The following is a 12,647-nucleotide window of genomic DNA, read 5'->3' as shown; positions in this document are numbered from 1 at the left end:
GCGGCGTACCGGCATCCCCCGGTGCGCCGCCACCCGGCGGGGTCAGACCTTCTTCTGCCATTCGTCCCAGCTGAAGCGCCAGTCCGTCCAGCCGTCGCCGGGTTTGAGGTCCGCTCCGGTGTCGGTCACCGTCACGACGTCCCCGCGATGGGAGTTCTCGTAGAACCACTTCGCGTTCTCCACGCTGACGTTGAGGCAGCCGTGCGAAGTGTTGGAGTGCCCCTGCTGCCGGACCGACCATGGTGCGGAGTGCAGGAACTGGCCCGAGTTGGTGAGCCGCAGCGCGTATTTGACCGTGGTGCGATAGCCGCCCGGCGCGTCGGTGGGCACGCCGTACGTGCTGGAGTCCATTGTGTACGGGGACTGCACGGTCATGATCAGCATGGTGCCCGAAACGCTGCGCGCCGACGGCTTGCCGAGGCTGACCGGGGACGTCAGGACGAGCTGGCCGTCCTTGTACGTCCGCATCTGCTTTTCGTTGTCCGACACCTTCGAGATGATCGACGCGCCGGTCTTGAAGCTGATCTTGCGGTCGGCCTTGCCGAACACCCCGTTGCCGAGCGCGCGGCCGGCGATCTTGATGTCGAGCGTGATCGTGGAGTACGCGGGCCAGTATTCCTTGGTGCGGTAGTGCACCTCGTCGTCGCCGAACCAGCGCCACGCTCCGGTCGCGGGCTTGTCGGAGGTGACGGTGAGCATCTTTTCCGCGGCGGCCTTGTCCGCGACCGGCGCGGAGAACTTGATCGTGATCGGCATGCCGACGCCGGTGGTCTCGCCGTCGAGCGGGATCACCGACGGGTACGCCTGCGCCTTGGCGGTCGCCGTGGTGAAGGTGCTGGTGCGGGTCACCGGATTGCCGTCCGCGCCGGTAGAGCGCGCGGTGAGCGTGTACTTCGTGCCGTATTCCAGGGGCTTTCCGCTGCTCCAGCGCTGCTTCGCGGCGTCCATCTCGCCGGGTACCGGAGTCCCGTCCGCGGCCGCGAGGGTGACCTCGTTGAGCGTGGAACCTCCGGCCGCCGCCGTGACAGGTTCACCGGGCGCGACGTCGTTCGAGCCGTCCTTCGGCCCGAGGTCGAGGGTCGCGGGCACCGGGGCGGCGCTGGTCTTCTGGTCGTTTCCGGCGGCGGGGCCGGGCTCCGGTGCGGACGTGCACCCCGCCGTCAGCGCCAGCCCGGCGAGGATCCCCGCGATGATCTGCGTTTTTCGCCCCAGCACCTGATCTGCCCCCGTTCGCGATTACTAACGGACATAGTAGTCATAGCGGTCAGGCGTGGAGCAGGGCGGGAGCCGCCGTCCATGCTCCGGCGACGATCAGGGTCGCGGCCGTGCTCACCGGGAGTAACGCGGCCGTCGCGAGGGCGAGAATGCCGGTTGCCGCGTGGCCGCGGGCGAGGTGCTCGAGCCTGAGCGCGGTGGCCGCCGAACGCACCGGGTGCATCCGGTGCAACGCCGCGCTGACCGTCGCCGGTCCGTGTCGACGGCCGGCCGCGGCGTCCGCGCTCAATTCCACCGCGGCGGCAACGAACTCCGGCGACTGCCGAGCCAGCGGAACGAACGGCAACGCCGCCGACACCGCGTGCGCGAAGCCGACCAGCCGATGGTGCCGTCCGCGCAGATGGGACCGTTCGTGGTCGACCACCGCCGCGAGTTCCGGCTCGGAAAGGTCCCTCGCGAGCCCTTCGGAAAGCACGACGAGATCAGGTTTTCCGGCGATGCTGTAGGCGAACTTCTCCTCCGACGGCAGCCACCAGACACCCGCACTGGCCCGGCACACCATCGACAATTCCGCGAAATGCCTGTCATGCAATCGAAGCTGACGCCGGTACCGGCGGATCGAGGCCAGCGCGAACGCTCCTGCCGCACCCAGCGCGAGCAGCGCGCCGGACACGCCGACCACCTCGTCCAGGTGCAGCACTTCTTGGTGGCGCAAGGTGTCGAGCCGCAGCCATGCGACCAACCGCCGCGCCGCCTCGTGCCCCGGCCCGAACGCCGTCGCCACCGCACCGGCTCCGGCGGCGATCATGCTGCCCAGCAACAGAATCCACGCGGCAAACCGCAGTCGCGCAGGCATCCGCGCCCGCAACACCCAACGCAGGAGGAGCGGTCCGCAGAAACCCACCACCGCCGCAGTCACGACGAGCGCCGCCGAGACGATCACGAGCGCTTCCGCAACCCGCGCCGCAATGCCGCCCGCTCGCCCTCGGACGCCGACTGCGCGAAATGCAGCAGCACTCCTTCGGGATCGCCGACGTCAGCGAGCAGATTCCGCATCGCCCGAGCCGCGGCTTCCTCGCGCGAGAGCGTCGGCGTGTAGCAGTAGGCGCGGCCGCGCTTTTCGCGTGCCACCCAGCCCTTGCTGTGCAAATGATCGAGCACGGTGAGGACCGTCGTATAGGCCAGGTCCCGGTTCAGCTCCTCCAGCACTTCGCGGACCGTGCGCGCTTCGCCCGCGCGCCACAAGACGTCCATCGCCGCCGATTCCAGCTCGCCGAGTCCTTGCACGCCACGCATCCTAGGGCTCGATCATTCCGGTTCGTCCCCGCTCTCCCCCTCGCTTTCCGGAGAGCGCCGGGCCGGATCGCGGGCCTGCGCGACGCCGATCGCGGTCAGCAGGATCGCGAGCACCACGAGAATTGCCAGGAGCGTCCAGCCGCCCGCGGACGAAGCCGCGGCCAGATTGGCTTGCATGCGGGTCCTTTCGTTCGCGGACTCAGCTGCGCCCGGTGAACCGGTAAGTCGGCCCGTGCGATCCTTCGCAATGCTCGGCCCGGTCCTCGTCGACGTGGTCCACCTGCAGCGTCGTGTGGTCCAGCCGGTGCCGGGACCGCATGATCTCCTCGATCCCGGCCCGCACCGCGTGGCAATCCGCCGCGGGCCGCACCAGCACGTGCGCGGACAACGCGGGCTCGCCCGAGGTGATCTGCCAGATGTGCAGGTCGTGCACCTGCACCACGTCCGGTACCGACGCCACCTGCTCGCCCACCGCCTCCGGATCGATCCCCGCGGGCGCGGCCTCCAAGAAGATCCGGCCGGACTCGCGGACCAGCCCCCAGCCCGCCTTCGCCATCAGCGCGGCGACCACCAGCGCCGCGATCGCGTCGGCGCGGGCGAACCCGGTCAGCCACACGATCGCGCCGGCCACCGCGGTCGCGATGAACGCGTACAGGTCGTTGAGGATGTGCTGGAACGCGCCCTCGACGTTCAGGCTCGACCGGTTCGCCCGGCTGATGCACCAGCTGGCCGCGACGTTCACGACAATCCCGGCCAGCGCCGTCACCAGCACCAGCGCGCCCTGGACCTCCGGCGGATCGATCAGCCGGGTCACCGCCTCGTAGAGGAACCACGCGGTCAGCAGCAGCAAGGTGATCCCGTTGGCCTGCGCGGACAGGATTTCCGCGCGCTTGAGCCCGTAGGTGAACCCGCCCTTCGCCGGACGTGCCGCCAGCCGGATCGCGACGAGCGCGAGCACGATCGACGCGGCGTCGGTGAGCATGTGGCCCGCGTCGGTGATCAGCGCGAGCGACCCGGCGATCAGGCCGACGACCAGCTCGACCGCCATGAACCCGACGATCAGCACCAGCGCCCGCACCAGCCACGTGCGGTCCGCGCCCGCCGCGACCCCGTGGCCGTGGCCGTGCCCCGTCTTGTGCTCGCTCACCCCGCACCATCCCCGACATATAGTGAAACGTGCATGTATTGTGGCGCACGCTCCGGCCCGACGTCCACCCGAGGTCACCCGCCCGGTTCGATCCGCACGCCGAGCCCCCGCAGCCAGCGCAGCGGATCGGTCTTGCGCTCCCCCGCCGTCCAGACCTCGAAGTGCAGATGCGGCCCCGTCGACTGCCCGCGATCGCCCACCTCGGCGATCACCTGCCCGGCCGCCACGCGCTGCCCGGCGGAAACCGAGTACCGGTTGATGTGCCCATACACCGTGACCGTTCCGTCCTCGTGCCGGACGCGCACCCACAGCCCGAACCCGCTCGCCGGACCGGCCTCGATCACGGTCCCGGCGAGCGGAGTCCGGATCGGGGTGCCGATGGCGTTCGCTACGTCCAGGCCGTAATGGGTCGTTCCCCAGCGACCGCCGTAGTTCGAGGTGATCGTGCCGGTCACCGGCGCGTACGCGCGGGGTTCTTGACGAGCCTTCTCGCGCTCCTCTCGCTGAAGCCGATCGTCGCGGGTTTTGACCGCGGACTTCAACACCGCCAGCTCCGTCTCCGGCGGACGCGCGGCGATGGGCAGCACCTCATGCCCCGCTGTCACGGGCGGCAGTTCGCTTTTGCGCTCGACTGGAGCCGCCCGCGCAGCCGCGGCGAAAGCCGCCCCGCCCGCGAACCCGGCCAGGACGAGCCCCGCCCCCAGCCCGCCGCGAGCACCAGCGGAAACCCGGCTCGAACGCCGCCTGCGGGCACCCGTCATGGTGTTCCTCTCGCCGGACCATGTACTACGCCGGATAGTAGATCACGCCGGTGTCAGTACGCGGTGAGCCCGCCGTCCACCACCAGTTCGGTTCCGGTGACGAACGAGGATTCGTCGCTGGCCAGGAAAAGCATCGCGTGCGCGACCTCGGCGGGACTGCCCGCGCGGCGCATCGGCGTGCGGACGATGTCGGGCTGCCGGTCGCCTTGCTCGTCGAGCAGGTCCTGGATCATCGGCGTGGCGATCACGCCCGGATGCACCGAATTGACCCGGACCCCACGCGTCGCGTACTCGACGGCGGCGGTCTTGGTCAGCAGCCGCACCGCCCCTTTGGACGCCTGGTACGCGGCCGCCGCGCCGCTGCCGACCAGGCCCAGCACCGAGGAAGTGTTGACGACCGATCCGTTGCCGGAGGCGCGCAGCAGCGGCATCGCGGTCTTCATCCCGAGCCAGGTCCCGGTCTGGTTGACCGCGATCACCCGGTCCCAGGCCTCCGGCGTGGTCTCCTCGATGCCCGGCCAGTCCACGATCCCCGCGACATTGACCAGAACGTCGAGGCGGCCGAACCGCTGCCGGGTCCGTTCGATCGTGCCGCGCCAGTTCTCCGGCGAGGAGACGTCCAACCGGTCGGCCAGGACCTCGGTCCCCAACCGCTGAGCGAGCTTCTCCACCGCCGCTTGATCGACATCGGTGACGACCAGGCTGGCCCCCTCGCGCGCGAACAATTCCGCGGTGGCCTGTCCGATACCGCCGGTCGCTCCGGTGAGCAACACGACCTTGCCGCTGAGCCGCATGGGATAATCCTTTCGTCGGGCGGAAATCAAGCCGCGGTGTAGCCGCCGTCGGCAGCGACGACCGCGCCGGTGACGAACGCGGACCGCGGCGAAGCCAGAAAGCCGATCACCTCGGCGATTTCTTCCGGCTGCGCGACCCGGCCGAGCGGATGGGCGTCGCCGAAGGACCGCAGATACTCCCGGCTGTCAGCGCGGAAAGTGTCGAGCAGATCGGTCTCGATCACGCCCGGGGCGACAACATTCGCGCGAATTCCGTGTGGAGCGCCTTCCAAAGCGAGCACCTTCGTCAATTGCGCCAGCGCTCCTTTGGACGCGCTGTACGCCGCCGCTTCGGCCAGCCCCACCGTGGAAGCGAACGAGCCGACAGTGACGATCGCTCCCCCGCCGTTGTCGCGCATCACCCGAAACGCCTCTCGCGCATGCAGAAACGCGCCGCGAGCGTTGACGGACATCACTTCGTCCCAGTCGGCCGCGGTCGTCTCGGTGAGAGGTTTGTTCACCGAACGACCAGCGTTGGCGACCAGGATGTCGAGCCTGCCGAACCGCTCGAGCGCCGCGGCCGCCGACCGCATCGCGACGTCCTCTTCGGACACATCGCCGACCAGCACGGCCACGCCGTTCTCGTCGGCGAGCTGCGCCACCTCGGGCCGGATATCCGTGGCCAGCACTCGCGCCCCCGCGGCGTGCAGCCAAGCGACCGTCGCCGCACCGACCCCGCGCGCGGCACCAGTGACCAGCGCGACCTTTCCCGCCAGTTCTTTCGTCATGCCGCCCAGTCTCGGCGGCAACGGATCTCGCTGACAGGACGTGCCACACCCACCCAGCCGCCGCCTACGCTGGTCCGCATGGGCAGTACGGAACTGGGCGACTTCCTGCGGGCACGCCGCGCACAACGCTCCCCGGAGGACGCGGATGTGCGCTATTCCGGCAGACGCAAGGTCGCGGGCCTGCGCCGCGAGGAAGTCGCCGTGCTCGCCGGAGTGAATGTCGATTACTACGCGCGCTTGGAACAGGGCCGCGAAACCCGCCCGTCACCGCAGGTCCTCGACGCCCTCAGCCGCGCATTGGACCTGGACCCCGACGCCCGCGAACACCTGCACCGCCTCGCCGGCGCCGCCCCGCCCGACCTGCCGTCCCCGGCGCCCCAAACCGTGAGCCCCGAACTGCGGCAGCTCATGGACAGCCACCCGCACGCACCCGCGTTCGTGCTCAACCGCGTCCTGGACATCCTGGCGGCGAACACCCTCGCCGACGCGCTGTTCTCCCCATTCCGAACGGCCGACAACCTGGCGCGCATGACCTTCCTCGACCCGGCGGGGCGGCAGTTCTACGCCCGCTGGGACTGGACAGCCCAGGCCACCGTGGCGAACCTGCGCGCGGCAGCGGGAGACCCGGCCCTGCCGGGATTGGCCGCGGAACTCAGCGAGGGCAGCGACCAGTTCCGGGCGCTGTGGGAGACCCATCAGGTGCGCGGGAAGACCCGTGAGCCCAAGCAGCTCGTGCATCCGGCGGTCGGGCCGCTGACGCTGACCTATCAGGCGTTCGATGTGCGCAGCGCGCCTGGACAGCAGTTGATCGTCTATCAGGCCGAGCCGGGGAGTTCGAGTGCGGACGCGCTCGCGTTGTTGCGGAGTGTTCCGTTACCGGCGCGCCGATAGCCTGATCACAGACCGACCTCAGCAGGCGGTTTTTCGGAAAGAACCCGCTTCGCCCAACGGAGCACGAAGTGGCCTGCGACAGCGAGCACGACCCCGCTCGCCACGACCAGCCAGACCGGCGCGCCCGCGTTCAGCACAGCGATCACCACGAACGCGTCCAGCAGCGCAACCAGAGTGAACCCGACGTGTTCCACGTATGCGGGAGACGACAGCTGGCCAGCGCGCCGCATACGCCTGGCAAGAACGCCTCGGACCACGAGCACCACGGCCAGCACCACGAACGCGCTCAACAGCACGCGGCCGCCCGAGGGCAGCACGGTCCATTCAACCGCCACCGCCAGCGCCAAGAACACCGTGGTGGCGGTCAGCGAGACAAGGTACGTGTCGAAGAACCGCCCCGCGCGCAGCAGGGCGACCGTGCCTGCCACCAGCGCGATCACGCCGGCCGCGGCATGCAGAGCGATGAAGACGGAGTGTGCCATCCGCTCGACCTTCCACTGTGGGATGTCTCCAGTCTCGACCTCCCACTGTGGGATGTCAACCGGTCGCCGCAGGGCTCCGGCGGACGACCGGGCTGGCACAATGACGGGCCCGACTCGAAGATCAGGAGCATGGATTGGGCGCCCACAAGGTCAACGCCACCGAAGCGTCGCTGCTCGGCTTCCTGCACGCGGGGCCGATGACCGGCTGGGATCTGGTCGCGGCCGCGCAGCAGCGGATCGGGGCGTTCTGGTCGCTCACCCAGAGCCAGGTGTACCGGGAACTCGCGGCGATGAGCGAGGGCGGCCTCATCGAGGCGGGCGAGCAGGGGTCGCGGGCCCGCCGCCCGTACCGCCTCACCGACGCGGGCAGGCAGGCCTTCGAAGACTGGTGCGGCAGCGAACTGGCCGCCGAGAACATCCGGTTCCCGTTGCTGCTCGTCGTGATGTTCGGCCGGGACGTGCCCGGCGGCAGGCTGGCCGAGATCATCGCCGAGCACCGGAAGATCCACGCCGAACGACTGGCCGAGTATGAACGGTCGCGCGCCGCGGTCCCGGAGGAAGAACGCGACCCGTACGCGATGGCCACGCGCGATTTCGGAATCCGTTACGAGCGCGCGGTCCTCGAGTGGTTCGCGGCGCTGCCGGACGTCATCACCGGCGAAGATCGGCGATGAGCACGTCCAGGTGCGGCCGGAAAGCAGCCGACCGCAACGGCGGCACTGAACGGCACCTGCCGCATTCCCTCGCCCTGAATCCAAGTGCGTTTCCGACTCTACTCGCGAAACACACCGGCTGGACAAGGTTGCGAACCACTTCGGCGGCGGTGCGCTCGAGATCTCGGCCTATTCGCTATGGGCGGCCAGGTCAAAGACTGGCGTGCTTTGTCCTCGCGGCAAGGCGTGCGGCGTAAACCCGCCCGCACTTCCGCGAAACCAACCCGCGCCAGCATTCACGTCTGCACGACAAGTTGTGCGGCGCAAGCCCGCCCGCACTCCCGCGCAATAGACCGCGCCGTTGTTCGCGCCCGCACTCCTGCGAAACCAACTGCGTCGACATTCACGTCCGCACGACAAGTTGCGCCGCGCAAGCCCGCCCACACTCCCGCGCAACAGAGTGCGGCGTTGTTCCCGCTCGCACTCCCGCGAACCAACCGCACCAGCGTTCCGTCCGCACGACAAGCTGCGCGGCGCAAACCTGCCCGCACTCCCGCGCAACAGACCGCGCCATTGTTCCCGCCCGCACGGCAAGGCGTGCGGCGCAGACGGGCCCGTGTTCCCACAAAGCAGGCCCGTCCGCTCCGCACGCCGGCCGCCGGGGCGCGCAGCGGTGCCCGAGCGCACCGTTCGCGCGCGCGTGCACCGGCGGCCTCCGGCCGGGGTCGCGCCGCCCGGGGGAAAGCGGCGCGGGCCCGGCCAGGGCCTCAGCGAGGGTTACTTCGTGACGATCTTCTGGCCGACCAGGATCAGGTTCGCGTCCGGGATGAACTTCTGGTTCAGCTGCTGCAGGTGCTGCCAGCCGCCGTCCACGTTGAGGTTCTTCGCGATTCCGGAGAGGGTGTCGCCGGCGGCGACGGTGTAGCTGCCGTCCGGGTTCGAGGTCGGCGCGGCGTGCTTCGGCGCGGACTTGACCTTCGCCTCGGACTTGACCTTCGTCTCGGCCTTGACCTGGACCTTCGGCTTCGCGGCCACGGCCTCGACCTCGGCGGAGCCGCCGGAGGTGTCGCCGCCGAAGTTCGCGTAGCCCGCCGGGCCCGAGCCGCCGCGGCACTGCCACGGGGCCGAACCCTGCTTCGCGTAGATCCGGTCCGCGACGATCTGCTGCTGCGCGGGCGTGGCCTTGTCGGCCGTCGGGGCGAACTGGCCGCCGCCGTTCGCGAGCCAGGTCTTCGTGACGATCTGGAACAGGCCGGCGGGGCGGCCCGCGCGCTGGCCCGCGGCGGTGTTGTTGACCGCGGTCGGGTTGCCGCTGCTCTCGCACTTGACGATGCCGGCCTGCCCCGGGAAGGCGTTGGCCGTGCCCGCCCCGGCGAGGCCGATGCCGCCGAGGGTGGCGCCCGCGAGAGCCGCGGTCGCGCCGGTGCGCTGGAGGACTGTCTTCGTCTTGCTGGGTTTGCTGTGCCGTCCCACGGTAGGTGGGCTCCTTCGCTGTCACACCGCACGACCGTCCTCGTGCCTGGGTCAGGCAGCGAGCCGCGACGGTCCGCGGCGGCTTCGGGTCGCTGATCCTCGGGGTAGATCGCAGGTCACCGCAAAAGCTCGAGAAGATTACGAAACGGAAACAGCAGGTGTACAGAGGCAGTGGGATCGGCCACAGATCGCCTCGGCGCGTAGCAGCCAGACGACAGTCTGTCACACCCCAGGCGGCCTACTTGGTAAATAGTTCACAGCCCAACGGCAACGTTTTCCCTTGAACTATGAGCCACAAGTGGCACCAAACAGCGACGTTGGCAAGTTTCACACTCTCAACTTCGCGTGATAGTTCCCGGCCAACTGATCGTTATGTTTGAGATAAACACGGCTTCGTCACCCCCGTTCACTCCCCGCTACGGCACCCGGCCCGACCGGCACGCGTCCCGCCGGACCAGGCCCGCTCCCCCGGACGCACCCCGCCTTCCGCCCTCCCGCCGTGGTCTGAACCAGTACCGCACCGGTCCAGACCATCCCCCTGGTCTGGACCACCCCGCCGGACGCCCGGCCGAACCCGCCGCCGAAAACGCAGCCCGCTGCCCATCCCCCGCGGAAAACGGCGCCCGCAGCCGGACCCGGCGGCGAAAACGTCAGAAACAACCCGGCGACCTCGATATTTCTCCTGCCCGACATATCCCCGAACGCCTTCGGCAACCGTCCCGAAAACATCCCACGATGCGGTCCGCGGTCGCCGATTCACACGCCGGAAACAGAGCGTGAATATTCACGTTCCGTTTCGCGGAACCGCGAACACCGTTGCCGCTTCAGTCGTTCAGCCCAGCGCGGCGAACTCCGCGAAATCGCCGCCTTCACTCTCCTGGCGCATTGCCTTGCCTAATATCGGCCGATTCTTTTCTTTCCGCAGCCAAGCCCGGCGCGCCCCCGGCCGACGCGCCGCTGCGGCGGAACCGGCTGCGCTACGCTGTGCCCCGCGGTATTCCAGTGAGGTCAACCGGGGAGGGCGGCGCTCAGCGCGGCCCTCCCTCGCCTCTGCCCGCGAAAAACCGTTTCCTTCCTCGCCGGCCGTTTTCGGCGGTCCGCGAATCCCTGCGAAAAAGAGGAGGAGTGCATGACGAACTCGACGCCGGACACGCCGCGCGACGTCGACCGTACGCATCCGCGAGCCGGCACCGAGGCGGGCTGTCCCGAGGAAGGCGCCGCACTACCGCAGAAGCCGAGAGAACGGCTGCTCCGTTTATTCGAGGAGAACGGCCCTCGACGACTCTCCGCGAGCACCCGGCGGGAACGATTCGCCCCGAAGGTCTTTGTCCATTGTGGAGCCAAAGACAACGGCCCTTCCGCCGCGCACCGAGGCGGACCCGGCCGCCCCACCACCACTGCCAGGGGAGAACAGGCCAGATGACCACCCTCGAGCATCCCGCGCCGCTCACCGGCCCCGCCGTCTACTGCGATCTGCCCGGCCCGCGTTCGGCCGAGTACCTCGCCCGGCAGGACCGCCGCGAGCCGCTCCCCCGCGGCGGCCCGCGGCGGCTGCCGATCGCGATCACCGAGGGTTCCGGCAGCTTCGTGCGCGACGCCGACGGCAACGTCTTCATCGACTTCCTCGCCGGGGCGGGCGTGCTCTCGCTCGGGCACAACCATCCCGAACTGGTCGCGGCCATGACCGCGCAGCTGAGCAAGCTGACCCACGCGCTCGACTTCGCGACCCCGGTCAAGGACGAGTTCTCCGAGGCCCAGCTCGCGATGCTGCCCGAGGCGCTGCGCTCGCGGATGAAACTGCACTTCTGCGGGCCTGCCGGGACCAACCCCGTCGAAGCCGCGCTGAAACTCTGCAAAACCGCGACCGGACGCGGCGGCGTCGTGTCGTTCCAGGGCCGGTTCCAGGGCGGCGCGCACGCCGCGCTGGGCCTGACCGGCCGGCCGCGACCGTCCGCGAATCCCCTGACCGGCACCCAGTATCTCCCGTACTCCTCGTGCCCCCGCTGCCCGGCCGGGCACGATCCGGCCGCGTGCGCCGCGGACTGCCCGGACCAGCTCGAACGATCGCTGCACGACCCCGACGCCGGGCTCCCGCTGCCCGCGGCGGTGGTGCTCGAACTGGTGCAGGGCGAGGGCGGAGTGGTCCCGGCCCGGGCGGATTTCGTGCACCGGGTGCGCGAGCTGACCCGGGAGCTGGACATCCCGCTGATCGTCGACGAACTGCAGACCGGCTGCGGCCGGACCGGGACCTGGTTCGCCTTCGAGCGCTACGGCATCGAACCCGACGTGATCGTCGCGTCCAAGGCGCTCAGCGGAATCGGCTCGCCGGTCTCGCTGATCATCTACGACGAGCGCCTCGACAACTGGGCCCCGCGCACGCACACCGGCGCCTTCCGCGGCAATCAGCTCGCCTTCGCCGCGGGCGCCAGGGCGATCGAGGTCGTCAACCGCGACAGCGTGCTGGACAACGTCGTCGAACGCGGATACCAATTCGAAGAGCTGTTGTCCCCGCTGGCCAGCCACCCGTGGGTGACCGACGTGCGCGGCACCGGGCTGATGTGGGGCATCGAACTGACCGACCCGCGCACCGGAGGGCCGGCGTCGGAACTAGCGCTGGCCGTGCAGAACCACGCGTTGCGCCGCGGGCTCATCCTCGAACTGGGCGGACGCGGCGACAGCGTCGTGCGGTTGCTGCCGCCGCTCAACGTCACCGCGGACGTCGTGCGCACGGCCGCCGGGATCCTGCTGGCCGCGCTCGACACCGCGACCCGGGAGGCGCGCTAACCCGTCGGCTGCGCCACCGCCTCGGTTCCGGCGGTGGCGCGGCCGCCGTCTGTTCTACTGTTAGTACGGGTTTCCGGCGAGCGACGGCCAAAGACGTCTTCTGAGTAGGTTTTCGATCACCGGACCGACTGAGCCGCCCGGAATTCCCTTCGGCCGGACGCTCGCCAATACTACGGAAAGTAGCTCCGCAATTCGCACTGCGCGGGACGGGAAATGCGACTTCTTCCGCAGTGTGCGCAGAGTAACCTCCCCCAGCAAGGGGAGCCGGTGATCTTGCCGTTCCCGCCCGGAGAATGCGGTGCCCACCAGCGCACCGGCACCCGGGTCGAGCGGCGAAGATCACCGGCTGTCATTCACTCGAACGGGGCGTAGGGAAATCATGAT

The 12,647-nt window shown here is 69.6% G+C and carries 14 protein-coding genes; 4 read left to right on the top strand and 10 right to left on the bottom strand.

All coding sequences use genetic code 11. The annotated features are described in order from the left end of the window. Positions 1–42: 42 nt before the first annotated feature. From ABD156_RS40550 to ABD156_RS40515, 8 genes are all read right to left on the bottom strand, one after another. Positions 43–1,215, bottom strand: a complete 1,173-nt coding sequence (locus tag ABD156_RS40550; protein ID WP_344286354.1) for a L,D-transpeptidase — start codon at positions 1,213–1,215, stop codon at positions 43–45. A 49-nt stretch (positions 1,216–1,264) separates the two neighbouring features. Further along, positions 1,265–2,158, bottom strand: coding sequence for a M56 family metallopeptidase (locus ABD156_RS40545; protein WP_344286353.1), 894 nt, complete (start codon positions 2,156–2,158; stop codon positions 1,265–1,267). Continuing rightward, positions 2,155–2,502 carry a BlaI/MecI/CopY family transcriptional regulator gene (locus ABD156_RS40540; RefSeq protein WP_344286352.1) on the bottom strand — a complete coding sequence of 116 codons (348 nt, stop codon included), beginning with the start codon at positions 2,500–2,502 and terminating at the stop codon, positions 2,155–2,157. Before ABD156_RS40540 ends, ABD156_RS40545 begins: the two co-directional genes overlap by 4 nt. Positions 2,503–2,523: 21 nt before the next feature. Continuing rightward, positions 2,524–2,688, bottom strand: coding sequence for a hypothetical protein (locus ABD156_RS40535; RefSeq protein ID WP_344286351.1), 165 nt, complete (start codon positions 2,686–2,688; stop codon positions 2,524–2,526). A 22-nt stretch (positions 2,689–2,710) separates the two neighbouring features. Beyond that, positions 2,711–3,658, bottom strand: a complete 948-nt coding sequence (locus ABD156_RS40530) for a cation diffusion facilitator family transporter (RefSeq protein WP_344286350.1) — start codon at positions 3,656–3,658, stop codon at positions 2,711–2,713. Positions 3,659–3,732: 74 nt separating this feature from the next. Next, positions 3,733–4,419, bottom strand: coding sequence for a M23 family metallopeptidase (locus tag ABD156_RS40525; protein WP_344286349.1), 687 nt, complete (start codon positions 4,417–4,419; stop codon positions 3,733–3,735). Between the two features lie 53 nt (positions 4,420–4,472). Beyond that, entirely contained in the window at positions 4,473–5,213 is a 741-nt protein-coding gene (locus ABD156_RS40520; protein ID WP_344286348.1) for an SDR family NAD(P)-dependent oxidoreductase, read from the bottom strand. A 26-nt stretch (positions 5,214–5,239) separates the two neighbouring features. Further along, complete coding sequence (locus ABD156_RS40515) at positions 5,240–5,980, bottom strand: SDR family NAD(P)-dependent oxidoreductase (RefSeq protein WP_344286347.1); 741 nt, start codon at positions 5,978–5,980, stop codon at positions 5,240–5,242. Between the two features lie 78 nt (positions 5,981–6,058). On the opposite strand from ABD156_RS40515, the gene ABD156_RS40510 reads away from it, so the two are divergent. Next, entirely contained in the window at positions 6,059–6,871 is an 813-nt protein-coding gene (locus ABD156_RS40510) for a helix-turn-helix transcriptional regulator (RefSeq protein ID WP_344286346.1), read from the top strand. A gap of 5 nt (positions 6,872–6,876) precedes the next feature. Here the strand turns inward: ABD156_RS40510 and ABD156_RS40505 are convergent, their stop codons facing one another. Then, complete coding sequence (locus tag ABD156_RS40505) at positions 6,877–7,353, bottom strand: hypothetical protein (protein ID WP_344286345.1); 477 nt, start codon at positions 7,351–7,353, stop codon at positions 6,877–6,879. A 134-nt stretch (positions 7,354–7,487) separates the two neighbouring features. On the opposite strand from ABD156_RS40505, the gene ABD156_RS40500 reads away from it, so the two are divergent. Next, entirely contained in the window at positions 7,488–8,027 is a 540-nt protein-coding gene (locus ABD156_RS40500) for a PadR family transcriptional regulator (RefSeq protein ID WP_344286344.1), read from the top strand. A 756-nt stretch (positions 8,028–8,783) separates the two neighbouring features. Here ABD156_RS40500 and ABD156_RS40495 read toward each other — a convergent pair. Continuing rightward, positions 8,784–9,479 carry a LysM peptidoglycan-binding domain-containing protein gene (locus ABD156_RS40495; protein WP_344286343.1) on the bottom strand — a complete coding sequence of 232 codons (696 nt, stop codon included), beginning with the start codon at positions 9,477–9,479 and terminating at the stop codon, positions 8,784–8,786. Positions 9,480–10,608: 1,129 nt separating this feature from the next. Here ABD156_RS40495 and ABD156_RS40490 point away from each other — a divergent pair. After that, positions 10,609–10,902 (top strand): hypothetical protein, encoded by a 294-nt coding sequence (locus ABD156_RS40490; RefSeq protein WP_344286342.1) that lies wholly within the window; start codon positions 10,609–10,611, stop codon positions 10,900–10,902. Next, the gene (locus ABD156_RS40485) at positions 10,899–12,263 is read left to right on the top strand and encodes an aspartate aminotransferase family protein (protein WP_344286341.1); all 1,365 of its coding nucleotides are present in this window, start codon (positions 10,899–10,901) and stop codon (positions 12,261–12,263) included. The genes ABD156_RS40490 and ABD156_RS40485 overlap by 4 nt, the downstream gene beginning before the upstream one ends. Positions 12,264–12,647 lie beyond the last annotated feature (384 nt).

The sequence above is a fragment of the Amycolatopsis albidoflavus genome, from assembly GCF_039525725.1.
Taxonomy (GTDB): Bacteria; Actinomycetota; Actinomycetes; order Mycobacteriales; family Pseudonocardiaceae; genus Amycolatopsis; species Amycolatopsis albidoflava.
Note: the sequence above shows the minus strand (reverse complement) of the source record. Positions and strands in the feature narration are given on the sequence as shown.